The organism is Agrobacterium genomosp. 2 str. CFBP 5494 (assembly GCF_900013495.1).
GTDB lineage: Bacteria > Pseudomonadota > Alphaproteobacteria > Rhizobiales > Rhizobiaceae > Agrobacterium > Agrobacterium pusense.
Map to the genome: position 1 here is coordinate 643,599 of NZ_LT009719.1, position 19,248 is coordinate 662,846.

At 57.6% G+C, this 19,248-nt stretch carries 13 protein-coding genes, 1 tRNA gene, 2 rRNA genes and 2 pseudogenes; 9 read left to right on the plus strand and 9 right to left on the minus strand.

The window, feature by feature from the left end; all coding sequences use genetic code 11:
- The first annotated feature begins 47 nt into the window (after positions 1 to 47).
- Positions 48 to 989, plus strand: a complete 942-nt coding sequence (locus AGR2A_RS17775) for a GlxA family transcriptional regulator (protein ID WP_234797359.1) — start codon at positions 48 to 50, stop codon at positions 987 to 989.
- Positions 990 to 1,056: 67 nt separating this feature from the next.
- Here AGR2A_RS17775 and AGR2A_RS17780 read toward each other — a convergent pair whose 3' ends face one another.
- Genes AGR2A_RS17780 through AGR2A_RS17790 form a run of 3 tightly spaced genes read right to left on the minus strand, consistent with a single transcriptional unit; the run spans position 1,057 to position 5,178 of the window.
- Complete coding sequence (locus AGR2A_RS17780) at positions 1,057 to 2,124, minus strand: lipocalin-like domain-containing protein (RefSeq protein WP_072493658.1); 1,068 nt, start codon at positions 2,122 to 2,124, stop codon at positions 1,057 to 1,059.
- Entirely contained in the window at positions 2,114 to 4,522 is a 2,409-nt protein-coding gene (locus AGR2A_RS17785; protein WP_072493659.1) for an ABC transporter permease, read from the minus strand. The genes AGR2A_RS17780 and AGR2A_RS17785 overlap by 11 nt, the downstream gene beginning before the upstream one ends.
- The gene (locus AGR2A_RS17790; RefSeq protein ID WP_034498451.1) at positions 4,519 to 5,178 is read right to left on the minus strand and encodes an ABC transporter ATP-binding protein; all 660 of its coding nucleotides are present in this window, start codon (positions 5,176 to 5,178) and stop codon (positions 4,519 to 4,521) included. Before AGR2A_RS17790 ends, AGR2A_RS17785 begins: the two co-directional genes overlap by 4 nt.
- A gap of 325 nt (positions 5,179 to 5,503) precedes the next feature.
- Here AGR2A_RS17790 and AGR2A_RS17795 point away from each other — a divergent pair, with 325 nt between their 5' ends.
- A complete protein-coding gene (locus AGR2A_RS17795; protein ID WP_072493692.1) occupies positions 5,504 to 6,655 on the plus strand; it encodes a glucoamylase family protein in 1,152 nt (383 codons plus the stop codon).
- Positions 6,656 to 6,759: 104 nt separating this feature from the next.
- On the opposite strand, the gene AGR2A_RS17800 is transcribed toward AGR2A_RS17795, so the two are convergent.
- The 3 genes from AGR2A_RS17800 to AGR2A_RS17810 all read right to left on the minus strand — a co-directional run bounded on the left by AGR2A_RS17800 (position 6,760) and on the right by AGR2A_RS17810 (position 9,089).
- Positions 6,760 to 7,461, minus strand: coding sequence for an SDR family NAD(P)-dependent oxidoreductase (locus AGR2A_RS17800; protein WP_034498453.1), 702 nt, complete (start codon positions 7,459 to 7,461; stop codon positions 6,760 to 6,762).
- Between the two features lie 12 nt (positions 7,462 to 7,473).
- Positions 7,474 to 8,004, minus strand: a complete 531-nt coding sequence (locus AGR2A_RS17805; protein ID WP_072493660.1) for a lipocalin family protein — start codon at positions 8,002 to 8,004, stop codon at positions 7,474 to 7,476.
- Between the two features lie 152 nt (positions 8,005 to 8,156).
- Entirely contained in the window at positions 8,157 to 9,089 is a 933-nt protein-coding gene (locus AGR2A_RS17810; RefSeq protein ID WP_072493661.1) for an AraC family transcriptional regulator, read from the minus strand.
- A 135-nt stretch (positions 9,090 to 9,224) separates the two neighbouring features.
- Here AGR2A_RS17810 and AGR2A_RS17815 point away from each other — a divergent pair, with 135 nt between their 5' ends.
- The 7 genes and pseudogenes from AGR2A_RS17815 to AGR2A_RS29895 all read left to right on the plus strand — a co-directional run bounded on the left by AGR2A_RS17815 (position 9,225) and on the right by AGR2A_RS29895 (position 15,766).
- Entirely contained in the window at positions 9,225 to 10,475 is a 1,251-nt protein-coding gene (locus AGR2A_RS17815) for an ABC transporter substrate-binding protein (RefSeq protein WP_004438056.1), read from the plus strand.
- Positions 10,476 to 10,542: 67 nt separating this feature from the next.
- Positions 10,543 to 11,406: a carbohydrate ABC transporter permease gene (locus AGR2A_RS17820; protein ID WP_004438055.1), complete on the plus strand. Its 864-nt coding sequence runs from the start codon at positions 10,543 to 10,545 to the stop codon at positions 11,404 to 11,406.
- Positions 11,403 to 12,221, plus strand: coding sequence for a carbohydrate ABC transporter permease (locus AGR2A_RS17825; RefSeq protein WP_072493662.1), 819 nt, complete (start codon positions 11,403 to 11,405; stop codon positions 12,219 to 12,221). The genes AGR2A_RS17820 and AGR2A_RS17825 overlap by 4 nt, the downstream gene beginning before the upstream one ends.
- 7 nt (positions 12,222 to 12,228) lie before the next feature.
- A complete protein-coding gene (locus AGR2A_RS17830; protein WP_004438046.1) occupies positions 12,229 to 13,275 on the plus strand; it encodes an NAD(P)-dependent alcohol dehydrogenase in 1,047 nt (348 codons plus the stop codon).
- Positions 13,275 to 14,325, plus strand: a pseudogene (locus AGR2A_RS17835) (ABC transporter ATP-binding protein). Before AGR2A_RS17830 ends, AGR2A_RS17835 begins: the two are co-directional and overlap by 1 nt.
- A gap of 192 nt (positions 14,326 to 14,517) precedes the next feature.
- Positions 14,518 to 15,543, plus strand: a pseudogene (locus tag AGR2A_RS29155) (IS3 family transposase); the annotation flags it as partial.
- Positions 15,544 to 15,568: 25 nt separating this feature from the next.
- Positions 15,569 to 15,766 (plus strand): hypothetical protein, encoded by a 198-nt coding sequence (locus tag AGR2A_RS29895; protein ID WP_045535705.1) that lies wholly within the window; start codon positions 15,569 to 15,571, stop codon positions 15,764 to 15,766.
- On the opposite strand, the gene AGR2A_RS17850 is transcribed toward AGR2A_RS29895, so the two are convergent.
- From AGR2A_RS17850 to AGR2A_RS17860, 3 genes are all read right to left on the minus strand, one after another.
- Positions 15,745 to 15,821: transfer RNA gene (locus AGR2A_RS17850), tRNA-Met, on the minus strand. The two genes, AGR2A_RS29895 and AGR2A_RS17850, sit on opposite strands and share 22 nt — an antisense overlap.
- A 219-nt stretch (positions 15,822 to 16,040) precedes the next feature.
- Positions 16,041 to 16,155, minus strand: a 5S ribosomal RNA gene (gene rrf, locus AGR2A_RS17855).
- Positions 16,156 to 16,419: 264 nt separating this feature from the next.
- Positions 16,420 to 19,218 (minus strand): 23S ribosomal RNA (locus AGR2A_RS17860).
- Positions 19,219 to 19,248 lie beyond the last annotated feature (30 nt).

A 19,248-nucleotide genomic window follows, 5' to 3' on the forward strand; every position in this document is an offset into this window, starting at 1 on the left:
ATATGACGTATAAACTACGTTTTTAAGACACAGGATAGGAGGAACGGGTGCCTCATATTTCCATGGTGCTGACGCCGGGTTTCCAGTTTCTCGCGCTGGGCGTCCAAGCTGCTTTCGAGTTGGCCAATGTGTTGAGGGATGAAGCCTATTATACGCTCTCGATCACCTCGGTCGAAGGTGGCCCTGTCATGTCGTCCAGCGGTTTTTCCGTACCGACCACAAAACTCGATGAGGTGGGACAGGTGGATACACTGCTTCTTCTGGCAGGCCTCCTTTCGCCTCCGCAGCAGGATGAAGCAACGCTTGCCACCTTGCGCGCAATGGCCAGGGCATCGCGGCGGGTCGCAGGGCTCTGCACCGGATCGTTTCTGCTTGGGCAAATGGGATTTCTCGACGGACGGCGCGCAACCACCCACTGGTCCTATGCGCAGGAGATGCGCAGGTCCTTCCCAAAGGTGCGCGTTGAAGACGATCGCATCTTCATCAACGAGGGACCGGTCTGGACATCGGCCGGCCTGACCGCCGGCCTGGATCTCGCAGTGGCACTGATCGAAAAAGATTTGGGACGCGATGTGGCAGGCGCGATAGCCCGAAGACTTGTAATGCATCATCGCCGTGCCGGCGGTCAGTCGCAACATTCTGAATTGCTCCAACTTGCACCCAGCAGTGACCGCATCCAGAAGACGCTGATCCATGCAAAGACACATCTTGCCAACCCTTTGACCGTCGAGGAACTGGCTGAGGTCGCGGCACTCTCGCCCCGCCAGTTCAGCCGTGCGTTTCATGCCGAAACCGGCCAGACACCCGCCAAGGCCGTGGAGCAAATCCGCCTTGAGGCAGCCCGCCTGATGATCGAGGAGACCCGGCACCCGATGGATCAGATCGCGCGCGAAAGTGGTTTTGTCGATCTTCGGCGCATGCGCGATGCCTTCATGCGGCAGTATGGACAACCGCCGCAAACCATCAGGCGGCTTGCAAGGACCGTCTGATTAATAGTCTGAAGAGAGATAGGTGCCCTTTCCCCCGGGTGAGACCCCCGACGCTTAAGAGCCGAGTTCAATAACCGGTCATTTCCAGGTAGCCTCGTCCCGAGGCCGTTCCCGTAAATTCGACTGGTCCCTCCCAGTAAGGGGTCGAAGTCGCCATCCATGCCTGCTCGTTCAGCGCCATCGTTTTGATCTCGAGACCCCGGCTTGGAATCTTCAGGTTCCATTCTACCGGAACCGCCTTGCCGTTCACCGTTGCGGTCCGCAAGGGCGAAATCTGTATCTCCCGGGGATCGACCGGCGAGGTCGTGCCATCGGCCGAAATCCAGTTGGCAGAAGTATAAGCTCCTTCGTCATCTCTCAGCCGGAACGCCATCACCTTTTCGCCGGATGCGAGGTGGAGGGAAAACCAGTCCCACCCCGTCTGATTGGAAGCGAGGGGCTGGGATGACCACTCACGATCGAGCCAGGCTTTGCCTGTCACCTGCAGGACCCGGCCCTCAAGAACGACGTTGCCGCTGACCTCGTAGAAGGGCTGGGAATAATAATAGCTGGCCTGCCCGGCGGCTGATTTGACCGAAAAGCCCCTGTCCCCCTGCAGAACCAACGGGCCGTTCGCCTGAAGTTTGAGCTGATAATGAAAACCTTTGCCGCTGGCGTTCAAATCAATTTTATCGAGAGGGTCGGCATGTCCAGTCACTGCCGTCTTCATCTCCCAATTATCTATCCACGCCTTAAAAGGAGCGACCCCGACACCCGCCTGTCCAATGCCGCCGCGCGCCAGTCTTTCGGCAGCATAATGGCGGCTGGCGGTTGTCACGGCGGCGTGGCCCAGCCAGATCTGCGGATCCGCCCATCCGGCGCTCTCGCCGGGCTGGAGCGCCGAACGAAAAAGCGTCCATTGAGCCCCTAGCTGCTCGCCATCGGCGGTCTGGAGGTTTGCGGTGACGTACCACCATTCGATCCTGAAGTCCGGATGCGGCCCATGCTCCCGTGGAAAAACAAGCGGCACCCCTCGTCGTGGAACGCTGAAGCCTTCCGCATTCGACCCCAGTCCGGCGAAACCCTGCGCTACCGATGCCGCCGGCGCGAGAAGACAACAGACGAAAAAAAGACGAATGATGGGCCTAGCGTTCATTGGCAAATATCCTGAGAAGGTCCGTGGGTGTCGTTTTCGCCAATCGCCGGACCGGGATCAAAACCGACATGATGGCGGCCACGAGGGCGACAAGGCCCAGTTTCAGCCATTCCATCGGGAAGAGGATCATCGGCAGCCGCCATCCGAACGCTTCCACATTGATGATCACGAGGAGAACCCAGGCCAAAGCAAGCCCGACGGGAATGGCGGCCACGAAAGTTATGAACCACAAAGCGAGTGTGCGGATAAACTCCAGCCACGCCAGATCACGACGGCGAAGTCCGAGCGCCCAGACCGGGGCCAGTTGCGGCAACCGGAGTGAGGCGAGCGTCAAGAGGCTTGAAAACATCGCAAAACCGGCAACGCCGAGCGTCAGGACGTTCAGGGCGCCCGTCACCGCAAAGGTCTGCTCGAAAATGGCTGCGGATTGCCGCTTAAGAGATGTCTGGTCAACGATATTGGCTTCCGGCAGGCCGAACTCGTCCATCAGGCTGCGTCGAAAATCCGCCACCTCCTCCGGCGCAAGGCGAAGGCCATATCGCAGTTTTTCGACATCCGGATAGTGCTCAACAAGAGCATCAATGCCGATAATCACCTGTCCGGACGGATTGCCGTAATCCGAAAATACGCCGACGACGGTAGCGCTCCAGCCACCTGGCAATTGGACTTTCTGGCCAGGTGAAGCCTTGCCGGTCCGCCACAACTGCTCATTGACGATTGCGCCCCGGCCGCTCGCAATTTCATCCCAGGTCGTGGGCGAGCGAAGGATCAACGGCCAATGATCCCTGTAGGTAGGATCATCGGCGACACCAAAAATCTGGACCTGTTCGCCTGAGACGTCACCACGGCTGCTCCAGATGGGCAGAACCGCGCGTGTATGTTGAGGCAACCACTGGCGTAGCTTCTCGGCTTCCATCTCGTCTCGCGCTGTCACATAAACCTCTGCTGCAAGTCGCTGATCGAGCCAACCCAGAAATGTCTCTCGAAAGCTCGAGACCATCGTGCCGACGCCGATATTGGCCGATAGCGCAAGCAGCAATGCCATCAAAGCAAGGGAGAGCCCGGGCAATTGCTGACGCGTATCTGCAAAGAACCATCGCACCAGTATGTGTCGGGAAACGTGTTCGCCTGTCTTCATGGCAAAGGAGAGAAAAGGAGGAAGAATGAACGCCGCGCCGAGCAGGAGCGCGGCCAGAACCGCAAATCCGGATAGGAGCCCACTGCCAGTCCAGACAAGCAGGCCGGACAGCACGATCAGAAATGTGCCGATTGTTGCCTGTAGCACCAGCCCCCTGACCGATGCCATTGTCCATGCCCGGCTATGCGCCGCGGACAATATCGGCATCCGCCAGACACGCCATAGATGTTGCAGCGAGGAAAGCCACGTCCCGATCAGCGCCATGCCTAGACCAGCCAGCCACCATTCAGGCCTGATGGAAAGTGAGCCTGAAACGCTCGCCCCGTAAAGCCCACTGAGCGTCGCGGCAACCCCTGGCAGAAGTGCAGAAGCGATGACATAGCCGAGAACGACGCCAAAGGCGCCGGACAAGAGGGCAAAAAGCGTAATTTCAAAAACGAGCATCACCGTGAGTGAGCCGAGCGAGATGCCGAGCGATCTCAAGGTTCTGAAGGTGCCTCGCCTCTGCTCGAATGACAGACCGGTTGCGGAATAGGCGATAAACAGACCAACGACAAAAGCAAGGAAGCCGAATGCCGTGAGGTTGAGATGAAAACTGTCGGTGAGCCGCGCAACCTCCGATCGCCCGCCCGCTTCTCTTATTGTCAGGTCCGGTGCGGCAACCGCGATTGCCTGACGATCCACTGCTTGTGAGGGTGAAATGACGATCCGGCTGAGATCTCCTTTGCGTTCGAGGATGCGGGCGGCAGTGGAAATGTCGACGAAAGCCGCCCCGTCGGGAATATTGGCCGTCGGTCTGACGGCAAGACCCGCCGTATCCTTTAAGGCGCTGGCCGTCGCCGGTGAGACGATCATAACGCCGGGCGCCGTCATGAAGTCTATAAGGCCGGATCGGTCCGAAGGGGGAAGTAACGAACCATCCGAGGGCATCGTCAACGGGTCAATGCCGATCAGCCTGATACGCGTCGCCCCGAACCGGTGTTGACCTTCGATGACCGGAGAGACATCCAAGCCGGCCCGGCGAAGTCTGGCGTAGGTTTCCAAGGCAATCATGCCGCCGTCTTTGGCGACCAGCTGATCCAGCTGGTTTTGAGACAATAGCGAGGCCGCCCTGTCATAGCTGGCACGCGCTTCGGAATTGATGGCCTGTACGGCAGACCATAGCGCTGTCGCGAGCGCCACGCCCATGACGAGCATCAAGAATTGCAGTGGTCTGTAGCGCCAGTGCGAGAGCAGCGCACTGAAGGCGGTCGCGTTCATTGCGACACCTTTCCGCCGCTGAGGGCAATGCGCCGATCAAGTTTTGCGGCGAGCCGGCTGGAATGGGTGACGAGCAGAAGCGCGATTTTCGCTGACGTCGTCAGTCGCAGCATGATGTCGATAACGATATCTGCGGTGTTCTCGTCGAGATTGCCGGTCGGTTCGTCGGCAAGGATCAGCGGCGGCCGGGCCGCAAGCGTCCTTGCAATCGCAACCCGCTGCTGTTGCCCTCCCGAGAGCTGCTCGGGATAACGGTCGAGGAGCGCCGCAATTCCCAGGGCTTCGACCAGTGTCTTTTCCCACGTCCGATCAAAACGGCCCGCGAGCTTTGCGTGGAAAGAGACATTGGAGCCGACATCGAGGCTCGGAATCAGATTGAACTGCTGAAAAATCAAACCGACGTCATGCCGGCGAAATGTTGCGCGGTCTCTGTCGTTAAGATCGGTGATCGTACGGCCGTTCACCCTGACGGTGCCGCTGTCGGGCAGATCAAGGCCGCCAACAAGATGCAGGAGCGTGCTTTTGCCGCTGCCGGATTCTCCCGTCAATGCAAGGCTCTCTCCCGCGTCAACGCTCAGATCAACGCCATTGAGAACCGGTATCGTCCCTTCGGCGGTCTGATAGGTCTTTCTGAGGCCGGAAATTGATAGGATCATGGGAGCTTTGGTCTCTAACTGATCTTATATGATCGGATGTGGTCACAGATTTCAACCAAGCTGACCCGACGATGTTCCCTTGGCGCGAGACAGAAGCCGGCCCCGATTTTGTCTACCAATACGATGTCCACCACTTCCACGGGTATTTGGAATCAATGACCAAGTCGGATAAGCCTGTTTGCGGATGTGGTTGCGATTTGCTGCGGATCATTCGAGGTTTGAGGTGACGGACGAATTTTCTGCTGAACTTGATGACTTGCATCGCACTACCTTCGACTACTTCTGGTCCGGCAGCCATCCCGAGAGCGGACTTCCGAGGGACCGCATGGGATCAGATGGTCAGACGATCCACGAAATCACATCCATATCGGGGGTGGGGTTCGGATTTCTTGCGCTCATTGTCGGCGTTCACCGGTCCTGGATTACGCGGCAGGAGGCGATCGATCGGGCGAACCTTATGCTGCGATCTCTCGGCGCGGTGAAGCGATTTCACGGCGCTTTTCCGCATTTTGTCCACAGCTCCGGCGGAAAGACAATTCCATTTGCGAAGTTCGATGACGGCGGCGATCTCGTTGAGACTGCACTTCTGGTTCAGGCACTGATCTGCGCCCGCGAGTTCTTTGACGAGCCGACATCAACGGAAATGGATCTGCGCCGGTCGGTTACCGACATCGTGGAGGCAGTGGAGTGGAACTGGTTTACACAGGGAAAGCCCGGTCCTCTCTACTGGCATTGGAGCCCCCGCTTCGGCTGGGCGAAGAACCTGCCGATTGCGGGATGGAACGAGGCTCTGGTCACTTACGTTCTTGCGGCAGGATCGGCCGCGCATGCAATAAACCCGGTCTCCTACCACTCCGGCTGGGCGCGCGATGGCGAGATCAGAAACGGCGCGAGATATCTTGGCGTCAGGCTGCCGCTCGGCGAGCCGTATGGAGGTCCGCTCTTCCTGTCGCAATATTCATTCTGCACTCTCGATCCGCGCGGTTTGGGTGATGCCTATTGCAGTGATTATCTCGAGCAGGTCCATGCCCATAGCCTCATCAACTATCGGTATTGCAGCACCCGTTATGCGCCGGAAGACGGATGGGGTCTATCGGCCTGCGACGGGCCGAAGGGGTATGCCGTCAATTCTCCAACCGATGACCATGGCATCATTGCCACGACGGCTGCGCTCTCCAGCATGCCGTTCCTGCCGGTTCGATCGATACGGGCGGCTGTGCGCTTTCTGCAGTGGCGTGGCGGCGCACTAAGGGGTCGTTTCGGCCTGATGGATTCCTTCCAGCCGTCCACCGGCTGGGTTTCAAAAACCCATCTCGCCATCGATCAGGGGCCTGTGGTTGCTATGATGGAAAACTATCGCAGCGGCCTGATCTGGGATTTATTCATGAATGCGGCGGAGGTCAGCCGTGGCTTGATAAAGCTGGGCTTTCACACGGACAGGTACCGGGAAACAGATGATCTCCTGGCGTCGCGGTAACGGAGACCTGCCAGTTCCTATGATCGGCTGCAGCGGACCCCGGGAGGTAGAGTTTAATCACTTGACGGAGGTGTTTTGCGCCTCCCTTCGCCGCTGTCACGGCCCTACCACTCTATCCTGCGGCCGTCATAGGCGAAGAACTGCCCTGTCTGGGCGGGCGTAAGTCCATCTATCGTTGCCAGGAGACTTTCTGCGGCGTGTTTCGGTGAAAAGCGCTCCCGGCCCTTTGAAAAGGCCTGCGAGAGGTCAGTATCCACCGTGCCCGGATGGAGCGCCACCACGATGGACTGCGGATGGGTACGCGCGATTTCGATCGCCGCCGTTCGGATTATCTGGTTCTGGGCGGCCTTCGATGCCCTGTAGGAAATCCAGCCGCCCAGTCTGTTGTCTCCTATCGATCCGACGCGTGCGGACAGCGAGGCAAAAACGCACCGTTCCTCCCGTTTCAGAAGCGGCGCAAAATGCTTCAGCAGCAGGGCTGGTCCGATCGAATTGACAGCGAACTGTTTGGCCATTTGGGAAGGATCAATCGCCTTGATCGTCTTTTCCGGTCCGACGCCATCGATCGTCAGCGCACCCGTTGCATTAAAGACCAGATCGAACGAGCCGCGCTGATCTGACAGACGGCTGACAGCCCCGGCGACACTCGCCTCGTCGATGGTATCAAGATCACCTCCGCTGCGCGAGAGTGGCAGGGCGAGCGCGCAACGAGGATCTGTCTGAAGAAGAGACAGCAAAGCCCCTCCTATGCCGCCGGATGCCCCTATCACGATCGCCCTGTAACCATTTGCGAGGGAATGCAGCATCGTCAGGGTCCTTTAGCGCTGAGCTGGAAACTCAAGCTTGTTGACGTCGTAACCCAGCTTGCGCGTTTCTGCGATCATTCTTTGAAGTTTGCTTTTGGAGGGAACGCTTCTGGCGTAGATCCACACGTCATCCGTGGAGGGATTGGCGCTGATGAACCACGATTTGTCCGGGGATTTATACAGGACCCAATAGTTGAAAGTGATGAGGAGAGGATAGCGAACCCGCATCTTTGCATTCGCAGAACCGAAGTCTTCTATCTTGCCGACGCCCCTGATGGTTTTCAGCCGGCCCTGCGGAGTGTCGACCCGGCAGCCGTCTTCCACCAGAACCTCGTTTGCAGCCCTGCCCTGCCGGTATGTCGAATAGCCGGCGACGCAGCCGTCCGTGAGCAGCATCGGCATACGGCCAATCTCAAGCCACTTGCCGCGGTAATGATCGCTCCCAACCGGCACCGGCTTTGGGCTGGCGGCGGAAGCGGATTGCGCCGATAGCGCAACCGCAAGCGTTAGCGCTCCGATCAGCTGCTTGACACCTGTGTGCATGAACTCCTCCTGTTGATGGCGCCCATAGGTCCAGGTATCCGCCCGCCTTTGCGGCATACCCCACAGCGATGAAAGACGAACGCTGGCGGCATAGAACGCATCCGCGTCAGAAAGCGTTGCACACGCAGGCCCGTTCAGGCCATCGGCAAACCCTATTTCGCTGATGGTCCTGGGATAACGGATTTCGCCCTGATGCGAGCGGCCTTTCTGTAGGCTCGAGGTGTAAGCCCCATCTCCATCCGAAAGTAACGATTGAAGTTCGACAAGTTGTTGAAGCCCGCCTCGAAACAGACATCCGTAATCGATGTCTCGGTCTCCGCAAGCAGGGTTCTCGCGCGCCACACACGCACCGAACGGCTATAGTCGGAGAAGTTCATGCCGGTCAGGCGCCGGAAGGCACGCGAAAATGCGGAGGGCTCGAAGCCGACCAGTTCTGCCACTTCCTGCATTTGCGCGGCAGGATTCGATTGCAGTATCTGGATCGCCTGATCGATCCTGCGATGTCTGCGGTCAGACACCTGATTATAAACGGATATGAAGTGTTCGCTGGCGAGCAGCCGCTTCTCGGCGGCTGTTTCGATATCCTCGAGGATTTCCAGAAAAAGGCCCAGTCCGCCGCGGTGTCCTGCCGAATGCAGCCTGAGGATCTTCGCCCCAATAATAAACGCGTCTGCCCCCAGAACCTCGATCCCGCGTTGCGCCAGGGGTTTCAGTCGGTAGAGCACGTCAAACTCCGGACAGACCGAGCGGACGCCAATCAAGGCATCCGCGTCGAACTGCAGGACCATGTCACGGCCGGGCAAGGCCGGCGCGCCCGGTGTAATCCAGTTATGGGGAAGGTTTGTCCCCGTGAGCACCAGATGCCCCGGACGGAACGAACCGATGTAGTCTCCCACATAAGCGAAGCCGGTAGCATCAGGTATGAAGTGAATTTCCCATTCGGGATGATAGTGCCAGATGCAGATCGGGTTGGGATAGTCGTCCCGGCGGATCAGATAGGAAGCGCCTCGGGGCAAGACGATCTGCTCGCGCGTAGCGGTGAAGGTCTCAGATACTGATTGAGGAAAGTCTGATGCAATACGCATTCATCTGCTCATGTTATGGCGCACAAATGTCAAGATAATACCAGTTCTGTGACTGACGCCAACTAGTTTGCGCCCGTCGCTTGCGCAAATCTGGACGCGTCGATGGCACGGGAGTTGCCACCAAGGGAGGACATCATGACACTCAATGCTCTCCGCGCAGGCTGCGCGGTTGTTGCCCTATTTGCCGCGTCCAGCGCGTTTGCCGCCGCACAATGCACGAGCGACGTGCGTGTTCTGGCACAGCCGCGCGACGGACTGACCCTTCTCGAAAAATATGTCGACGAGTTCGAAGAACTATCCGGCGCAGGCTTCGAGATCAGCTATCTCAACGAGAATGATCGCCGCGCAAAGTCGCAGGCCGACGCCTCGACAGTCGGTAGCTTCAACGTCTATTACGTTGACGAAGCCAATCTGGCGCTTTTTGCCTCGTCAAAGTGGATCGTTCCGCTCGAAGGCTTTTACCCGGCAGAATACGACTACAAGGACTTCGACGCCGGCATGCGCGCCGCTGCGACCTACGACGGCAAGGAGTGGTTTGCACCGGTACAGGGCGGCGGCGACCTGATGGTCTATCGCACCGACCTTCTGGAAAAGGCGGGCATCGCCCCGCCAAAGACATGGGACGAATATTTTGCCGCCGTGAAGAAGCTGCATGACCCGGCCAATGGCGTCTACGGCACTGCCCTGCGCGGTCAGCGCGGTTCAGGCGCCAATGTCTGGCGCTGGATGCCCTTCTTCAAGGCAAATGGCGGCGAGTGGTTCAAGGATGGCAAGCCTGCCTTCAATTCCGATGCGGCCGTAAAGGCGACCGAGACCTATCTCGAGCTCTTCAAATATTCCGCACCGGGCACGCAGACCGGCTCCTGGGACGAGTCCACCGGCGCTTTCCGCTCCGGTAAGGTGGCGATCATCATCGAATCCGCACCTCTTGGCGGCATGTCCGTCGATAAGGCCCAGAGCCAGGTTGCGGACAAGGTGGCTTTCTCGGTTCCGCCGTCGCCGCTGCCCGGCGCCGGTTACGCCCATGGTTTTGCGATTGCTTCCAAGGCCAACAAGACTGACGAGGAGAAGGCCTGCGCCGGTCTCTTCGTTGCCTGGGCGACATCCAAGGAACAGGAAGCACGCCGCCTCGCCGCCGGCCAGCCGGGCGAACTGACGCGCACCAGCACCTACCAGAGCCCGGAATATGCCAAGACCTTCGGCCAGAACCTTGCCGATGCCATGGCCGCGACCGGTGAAAAGACCACCGTGACCTTCTGGCAGGATGCGCGCTGGCAGGAACTGGGCAACCAGTGGGGCATCATGCTCGAAGAGCTGATCACCGGCAGCCGCACCGATATCAAGGCGACGCTCAACGAACTCGAAGCTTTCGCCGCCAAACTCTGACGCCTCCCAAGCCGTCTGACGGGCGCGTCCAGTGACGCGCCCCCTTTTCCCCACCCGAGGATCTGCCATGCGCCGCGGCCGCTCGCTGCCTTACGTCTTTCTTGGACCCACTCTCAGCATCCTGATCGTTCTGGCGCTCGTGCCGACGGTCTACGCCATCAACATCTCCCTGCAAAACCGCACGCTGTCTGCGCCCGACGCGGACTACGTCTGGTTTGCCAATTATGCCGCGCTGTTTTCAGATGCACGTTTTCTGAACGCGCTTTGGGTGTCCTTCAAGTGGGAGGTCATCAGCGTCTCAATGACCATGGTGACCGGGCTTGCTCTCGGGATTGCGATGTTCGAGGCCGCAAGCCCTCGCGTACGAAACGTTCTCTGCGTGCTTTTCATCATTCCCGTTCTTTTGCCACGGGTTTGCGCCGCTTTCGTCTGGAAATTCGCCTTTCATCCGCTCTACGGCGCCTTGACCTGGCCGGTCAGGGAACTCACCGGCATTACGCCCGATATTCTGTCGACACCCCTCGGCGCCCTTCTTGCCGTTGCCTTCGTTGATGTCTGGCAGTGGGGTTTGTTCTTTGCAGTCATCATCCTGAAGCTTCTGGAATCCCTGCCGCCGCAGCCGCTGGAAGCCGCACGTATCGATCGCGCGAGCCGCTTCGAAATCCATCGTTTCGTAACGCTTCCGATGCTGAAAGCGCCCTTGATCAGCCTGCTCCTCGTTAAGGCTATCGAGAGCCTGCGCTCCTTCGATCTCGTCTACGTCATGACGCGCGGTGGTCCCGGCATCTCTACCGAGACGCTGGACATGTACGCCTATTCTCAGGGCTTCATCGAAGCCGGCAAGATTTCGTACGCCTCCTCCATGGCTGTCATCATGATGGTCCTGACGATCGTCACTTTTACCTTTACGTGGAAGAGGCTGAACCGATGAAAGTCTCCACTTTCTTCCTCAGGGTGTTGCTGGTTCTGGCCGCCGCACTTGTCGTGCTGCCGCTGCTTTGGACCCTGCTCAACGCTTTCAAGACCAATGCCGACCTGCTGGTATCGACGCCCAAACTCGTCTTCCAGCCTGTCCTCGACAATATGAGCTATGTGCTCAATCGCCGTTCGGTCGCGCGCGCGCTCACCAACTCGTTGATCATCTGCTCGAGTGCGGTCGTCCTCGGCGCAGTACTCGGTGTGCCCGCCGCCTATGTGATTGCCCGATTCAAGAACAGGATCACGGCGGAGGCGCAGTTTTTTGTCCTGTCGCTCCGTTTCCTGCCGCCCGTCGCAATCGCCATTCCCATGCTGGTCATCTGGCTTGGTCTTGATCTCTACGACACGAGACTGTCGCTGATCGTGACCTATCTCATCGTCACCGCTTCAATAACCATATGGCTTTCCGTGCCGGCTTTTGAGCGCGTCAGCCTTCACGTTGAAGAGGCTGCCCGGGTGGATGGACTTGGTCCCTATGCGACGTTCTTCCGCATCGCCCTGCCAATTGCCCGTTTCCAGGTCTTTGGCGCGGTCGCCTTCTCATTCGTTCTTGTATGGAACGAGTTCCTGCTTGCCATGATGCTCACGACCTCGAAGGCGAAAACCCTGCCGATCATCGCGTCCGAAATGTCGCAGCTCGGCATGAACGTGCCGTGGGGTATCCTCAACGCTGCCGTCGTCCTCTTGTCGCTGCCGCCACTGATCCTGCTCGGCGTGCTTGCAGGTGGCCTCAATGCCGCATTTTCCAAGAAAACTGATCGAGGTTGACTGACCCATGAAAGCACTTGTCCTCGAACGTGTCGGCGAACTCTCCCTGCGCGACATCGAAATTCCGCAGCAATTGGGGCCGGATGACGTTCGCATTCGTCTGCATACCGTCGGTGTCTGCGGCAGCGACGTGCATTATTATACGCACGGGCGCATCGGTGACTTCGTCGTCAATGAGCCAATGGTGCTCGGCCACGAGGCCGCGGGGACTGTCATCGAGACCGGAGCCAATGTAACGCATTTGAAGCCCGGCGACCGCGTCTGCATGGAGCCCGGCATTCCCGATCCGAAATCTCGCGCGTCGCGGCTCGGCCTCTACAATGTTGATCCCGCTGTCACCTTCTGGGCGACGCCACCGGTGCACGGTGTGCTTTGCCCCGAAACGGTTCATCCGGCGAGTTTCACCTACAAGCTGCCGGACAATGTCTCCTTTGCCGAAGGGGCGATGGTCGAACCATTTGCCGTGGGCATGCAGGCGGCCGCCCGGGCCAACATCACGCCTGGCGATACCGCGGTCGTTACCGGCTGCGGGACGATCGGCATCATGGTGGCGCTCGCCGCTCTGGCCGGTGGCTGCTCTCGGGTGTTCATTTCGGACATTTCCGCGACCAAGCTCAAACTTGCCGAAAGCTATGGTGGCATAACCGGTGTCAACCTGAAGGAGGTTGATCTCGTTCAGACGGTCAATGAGGAAACCGAAGGTTGGGGAGCGGACATAGTCTTCGAATGCTCGGGCGCGCCGGCTGCGGTCCGGGATCTCTTCAAGGTCGTCCGCCCAGGCGGAACGGTTGTTATCGTCGGCCTGCCGCCGGAACCCGTCGCCGTGGACCTTGCAGCAGCCTGCTTCCGCGAATGCCGTATCGAGACGGTTTTCCGCTACGCCAACGTATTCGATCGCGCTTTGGCGCTGATTGCCGCCGGCAAGGTTGACCTGAAACCATTGGTCTCCGGCACCTATGCCTTCGATCAATCGATTGCCGCTTTCGAGAGGGCGGCCGAAGGCCGGCCGGAAGATGTGAAGCTGCAGATCGTGATGAATGGGGAGACGCATTGATGGCCACCGTCGAATGCCGGGGAATCCGGAAAGTCTATGGTTCGCTGGAGGTCATGCGGGATTTTGACCTCAAGATCGATAACCACGAATTCGTCGTCTTTCTCGGACCGTCAGGCTGCGGGAAATCCACCATGCTGCGAATGATTGCCGGGCTTGAGGAAATTTCCGGCGGAGATCTTCTCATCGGCGGCGAGCGGATGAACGACCGCGACCCCGGCGACCGGGGCATCGCCATGGTGTTTCAGAATTATGCGCTGTACCCTCATATGAGCGTACGGGACAACATCACCTTCGGGCTCGAGAGGGCCGGTATTGGAAAGTCTGCAATCGATCAGCGTCTTGCACCCGTGGTCGATGCGCTGGGACTTGGCGTCTACCTTGCGCGCAAGCCCACGGAACTGTCGGGCGGACAGCAACAGCGTGTGGCGATTGCCCGCGCCATGATCAAGACGCCGGAAGTTTTTCTCTTCGACGAGCCGCTTTCGAACCTCGACGCCAAGCTCCGGGGCAGTCTGCGTGTTGAGATCGCACGGCTCCACAGGGACCTGAAAACGACGAGCATCTACGTCACTCATGACCAGCTCGAAGCCATGACGCTTGCCGATCGTATCGTCCTCATGAAAGACGGACGGATCGAGCAGATGGGCACGCCTGAAGAGATTTTACCAGACACCGCGAACCATCTTTGCCGCAGGCTTCATTGGCACTCCGAACATGAATTTCCTGCAATTGCAGATGACGCCGGAGGGCGTCGGCGACGATCTCGTGAAGTTTGCTGCCCCTGCCGGTCTGCGCTCGGGTGAGGTCACCGTCGGGGTCAGGCCGGGATCATTCCGCTTGAACCACGATGCCAAAGCGTTTCGTGGAACCGTTGAGCGCAATGAGTTCCACGGCGAGACACGCCTTATCTGCCTCAAGAATGATCGCCACGAGATCAACATTTCCGTGCCCGCCGAGATACGACCAGCAATTGGCGAAATAATCGGAGTCGAAGTCGCCTCTTCTGATATTCACGTCTTTGATCCCGGATCGGGCCTGAGACTGAATTAACCGTGGTGAGACTGGCCCCAGGATGGCGGCGTGCCGCGCAATGGAACGCCTGTGATGCAGCTCAGGCGGTCCATCGGGTTCCACTTTCTCCCATCCATCCGTCGGTCGATCACCCGGAAAGCACCCGGATTTCAACGAAGTGACGCAGAAAGAGCGAAAAGCGAAAGCGTCGTCCGGGCGCACAGGGAACGCATGGATGTATCCGAAGCCAAGGCTAAAGACGCTGTAAGACGAGGACACGAAGCTGAAACGGCTCCTGGCGGATGCGATGCTAGACAATGCGGCTTTGAAAGACCTTTTGGCAAAGAAGTGTGACGCCCGCAGCGAGCCGGAAAGCTATTGAAATCTCATTGATCACCACGAGATGAGTGAATGGCGGACGTGTAAAGCCGTGGGCTTCTGCCGAATGACGACCCGTTTCGAAACCAAGCGCAGCGAAGGCGCTGGCGAATGAACGCCGCCGTTTTGGGTATCGGCGGCTTCATGTGCTGCTCAGGCAGAAGGGGTACCTTGTCAACCGCAAGCGGCTCTTCCGGCTTTATCGGGGGGAGAAGCTGACCGTGCGCAAGCGCGGTGGCCGCAAGCGCGCGATCGGTGCAGGTGCACCGATGCTGATCCCGTTTGCCGCCGATGATCGCTGGTCGCTGGACTTCGTCTCGGCTCAACTCACCGATGGCCGCAGGTCCCGGGTGCTGACCGTCGTCGACGATTGTACCAGGGAGTGCCTGACACTCATCGCCGATACTTCTCTTTCCGGCTTGAGGGTCGCTCGTGAGGCGGAGCAGATAATCGAGGGACGGGGCAAGCCGAAGATGATCGTCAGCGACAATGGCAGCGAGTTCACCGGCAAGGCGATCCTGCAATGGACAGATCGGACCAAGGCTGCCTCACTATATCGCGCCAGGCAAACCGATCCAGTACGCCTTCATCCGTGAGCTTCAATGGGCGGCTGCGAGACGAGTTCTTGAATGAAACGCTCTTCTCGTCACTGATCCAGGCCCGATCTGGGTCTTCAAACTGGCGCAGCGATTACAACGATCATCGACTAAACTCTGGACTCGTGTGGCTGACACCCGCCGAGTTCTTCGCTCAGACAATCAACCCGCGACGCGACGTGATGCGGTGCTGCGCAGCCGGAATGGCTCCGCACCGCAACCCGCCGCTACCTCCCAGAATACAGCAACCCAAAAACGTTGGAGCAAACCCAACACTGGATAAAATTTGGGGGGCAAGGTCAAAGGTCATGGAAGCTGGGGAGATCGACACGCAGCAAAAACAAAAAAAGCTCCTCGACGGCTACGCGGAGGAGCTTTTTGAGAAGCGACTTGAATGGGCGAATTTGCAAGTTTCAGTGCGGGTGCTTGTGCGTGAAGGGTGGCTTTGGGTGTGGTTTATCTGTTTTGTTTTGGATTGTTGTATTGGTTGCGGGGGCAGGATTTGAACCTGCGGCCTTCAGGTTATGAGCCTGACGAGCTACCGGGCTGCTCCACCCCGCGTCCAGCGCATTCGGCAAGGCCGAATGTCGCGGTTACGTCGTTGCTTTAGCGACGACGGATCTTTGCCGGAGTAAATTGCGGAGCAATTTATCTCCTGTAAGGGACGCACTTGGCGTTTTCCTTAAGTTTTGTCTTAAACTGCAAAAGGCCGCTTTTGGCGGCCCTTTTTTTTCGGCTGGGCCGAGGGATGTGATGAGAAGATTTTGATGCGTTTTGCAGACCTGGCAGCGACCTACTCTCCCGCGTCTTGAGACGAAGTACCATTGGCGCTGGGGCGTTTCACGGCCGTGTTCGGAATGGGAACGGGTGCAGCCGCCCCGCGATAACCACCAGGTCGGCAAAACGCAACATTGTTCATGTTTTCACATGAACGTTGTTTTCGAGAAGCTGGAGAGCTCAAGGCTCTATTTAATTTACACGTCGTTTCTGTGACTTATCCGTATGTTGCCTTGCTCGAGGTCGAGCGTGGCGCCCATACAGGACGCTAGTCCGTCGCCAATCGTTTGGCGCGCCGTCTGCAGCGTAGTGGCCGAAGGCCACGTCAGCGTGAAGACAGAACAGATCATCAAGCTTCGCTTGATGAGCATGAACAATGGGAACGAAGAAGTCGATCGAGCTATTAGTAACGGTAAGCTTCACACATTGCTGTGCTTCCACACCCGTCCTATCAACGTGGTCGTCTTCCACGGCTCTGATAGGGAACACTCGTTTTCAGGTTGGTTTCCCGCTTAGATGCCTTCAGCGGTTATCCATTCCGTATATAGCTACTCTGCTATGCCCTTGGCAGGACAACAGATCCACCAGAGATACGTCCATCCCGGTCCTCTCGTACTAGGGACAGATCCTGTCAATATTCCTACACCCACGGCAGATAGGGACCGAACTGTCTCACGACGTTCTGAACCCAACTCACGTACCGCTTTAAATGGCGAACAGCCATACCCTTGGGACCTGCTCCAGCCCCAGGATGCGATGAGTCGACATCGAGGTGCCAAACAACCCCGTCGATATGGACTCTTGGGGGTCATCAGCCTGTTATCCCCGGCGTACCTTTTATCCGTTGAGCGATGGCCCTTCCACACGGGACCACCGGATCACTATGACCGACTTTCGTCTCTGCTCGACTTGTCAGTCTCGCAGTCAGGCTAGCTTATGCCATTGCACTCGACGACCGATTTCCGACCGGTCTGAGCTAACCATCGCGCGCCTCCGTTACTCTTTCGGAGGCGACCGCCCCAGTCAAACTACCCACCATACACTGTCCCGGATCCGGATAACGGACCGCGGTTAGACATCCACGAAGATAAGGGTGGTATTTCAAGGATGGCTCCACAGAAACTGGCGTCCCTGCTTCAAAGCCTACCACCTATCCTACACATGCCTTGGCGAATGCCAGTGTAAAGCTATAGTAAAGGTGCACGGGGGTCTTTCCGTCTGACCGCAGGAACCCCGCATCTTCACGGGGAATTCAATTTCACTGAGTCTATGTTGGAGACAGCGGGGAAGTCGTTACGCCATTCGTGCAGGTCGGAACTTACCCGACAAGGAATTTCGCTACCTTAGGACCGTTATAGTTACGGCCGCCGTTTACTGGGGCTTCAGTTCAGAGCTTGCACCCCTCCCTTTAACCTTCCAGCACCGGGCAGGCGTCAGACCCTATACGTCGTATTGCTACTTCGCAGAGCCCTGTGTTTTTGATAAACAGTCGCTACCCCCTGGTCTGTGCCACCCCATCATACTTGCGTACAAAAGGGTCACGCTTCTTCCGAAGTTACGCGTGCAATTTGCCGAGTTCCTTCAACATAGTTCTCTCAAGCGCCTTGGTATACTCTACCTGACCACCTGTGTCGGTTTCGGGTACGGTCTATACGGTGGAGCTATTTCCTGGAACCTCTTCGCCGCCCAACCAATCCAATAAGGTTGAACAACACACGAGATCCGTCACTACCACCAGGCCCACGAATATTAACGTGGTTCCCATCGACTACGCGTGTCCGCCTCGTCTTAGGGGCCGGCTAACCCTGCTCAGATTAACTTTAAGCAGGAACCCTTGGTCTTTCGGCGAGGGAGTCTCTCACTCCCTTTATCGTTACTCATGTCAACATTCGCACTTCCGATATCTCCAGCAGCCCTCACGGGTCCGCCTTCACAGACTTACGGAACGCTCCGCTACCACTTGCATTGCTGCAAATCCTCAGCTTCGGTGCATGGCTTTAGCCCCGTTACATTTTCGGCGCAAAGACCCTTATTTAGACCAGTGAGCTGTTACGCTTTCTTTAAATGATGGCTGCTTCTAAGCCAACATCCTGGTTGTTTTGGGATCCTCACATCCTTTCCCACTTAGCCATGACTTGGGGACCTTAGCTGGAGGTCAGGGTTGTTGCCCTTTTCACGACGGACGTTAGCACCCGCCGTGTGTCTGCCGACTAGTACTCCTCGGTATTCGGAGTTTGGTTAGGATCAGTAAGACGGTGAGTCCCCATAGCCCATCCAGTGCTCTACCCCCGAGGGTATTCGGTCGACGCTCTACCTAAATAGATTTCGCGGAGAACCAGCTATTTCCGAGTTTGATTGGCCTTTCACCCCTAGCCACAAGTCATCCCGAACTATTGCAACAGTTATGGGTTCGGCCCTCCAGTTGGTGTTACCCAACCTTCAGCCTGCTCATGGCTAGATCACTCGGTTTCGGGTCTAATGCAACTAACTCAATCGCCCTATTCAGACTCGCTTTCGCTGCGCCTACACCTACCGGCTTAAGCTTGCTAGTTACACTAAGTCGTTGACCCATTATACAAAAGGTACGCCGTCACCCTTGCGGGCTCCGACTGTTTGTAGGCATCCGGTTTCAGGTTCTATTTCACTCCCCTCGTCGGGGTGCTTTTCACCTTTCCCTCACGGTACTTGTTCGCTATCGGTCATGCACGAGTACTTAGGCTTGGAGAGTGGTCTCCCCATGTTCAGACAGGATTTCACGTGTCCCGCCCTACTCAAGGACAATGACTGTTCTACGCGTAAGGGGCTATCACCCTCTATGGCCGACTTTTCCAAATCGTTCCGCTTTATTCATCATTGCCACTGGCCTGGTCCGCGTTCGCTCGCCACTACTTGCGGAGTCTCGGTTGATGTCCTTTCCTGCAGGTACTTAAGAATGTTTCAGTTCCCTGCGTTCGCTTCTTACCCCTATGTATTCGAAAGTAAGATACCTTATCACAATGCTTGGAAAAGGCCGTTCGTTAAAACAGACTGGATTTTCCAAGCATTTAAGGTGGGTTGCCCCATTCGGAGATCCATGGATCAAAGCTTATTCGCAGCTCCCCACGGCTTTTCGCAGCGTATCACGTCCTTCTTCGCCTGTGCATGCCAAGGCATCCACCAAATGCCCTTAATTCACTTCTTCGTTCTCATTGTCTATGCTCATCCATAGCCG

Coding starts and splice junctions, on each gene's coding strand:
- AGR2A_RS17780 (WP_072493658.1), bottom strand. CDS start 2,124: ATGAACGCTAGGCCCATCATTCGTCTTTTTTTCGTCTGTTGTCTTCTC.
- AGR2A_RS17785 (WP_072493659.1), bottom strand. CDS start 4,522: ATGAACGCGACCGCCTTCAGTGCGCTGCTCTCGCACTGGCGCTACAGA.
- AGR2A_RS17790 (WP_034498451.1), bottom strand. CDS start 5,178: ATGATCCTATCAATTTCCGGCCTCAGAAAGACCTATCAGACCGCCGAA.
- AGR2A_RS17795 (WP_072493692.1), top strand. CDS start 5,504: ATGGGATCAGATGGTCAGACGATCCACGAAATCACATCCATATCGGGG.
- AGR2A_RS17800 (WP_034498453.1), bottom strand. CDS start 7,461: ATGCTGCATTCCCTCGCAAATGGTTACAGGGCGATCGTGATAGGGGCA.
- AGR2A_RS17805 (WP_072493660.1), bottom strand. CDS start 8,004: ATGCACACAGGTGTCAAGCAGCTGATCGGAGCGCTAACGCTTGCGGTT.
- AGR2A_RS17810 (WP_072493661.1), bottom strand. CDS start 9,089: ATGCGTATTGCATCAGACTTTCCTCAATCAGTATCTGAGACCTTCACC.
- AGR2A_RS17815 (WP_004438056.1), top strand. CDS start 9,225: ATGACACTCAATGCTCTCCGCGCAGGCTGCGCGGTTGTTGCCCTATTT.
- AGR2A_RS17820 (WP_004438055.1), top strand. CDS start 10,543: ATGCGCCGCGGCCGCTCGCTGCCTTACGTCTTTCTTGGACCCACTCTC.
- AGR2A_RS17825 (WP_072493662.1), top strand. CDS start 11,403: ATGAAAGTCTCCACTTTCTTCCTCAGGGTGTTGCTGGTTCTGGCCGCC.
- AGR2A_RS17830 (WP_004438046.1), top strand. CDS start 12,229: ATGAAAGCACTTGTCCTCGAACGTGTCGGCGAACTCTCCCTGCGCGAC.
- AGR2A_RS29895 (WP_045535705.1), top strand. CDS start 15,569: ATGGAAGCTGGGGAGATCGACACGCAGCAAAAACAAAAAAAGCTCCTC.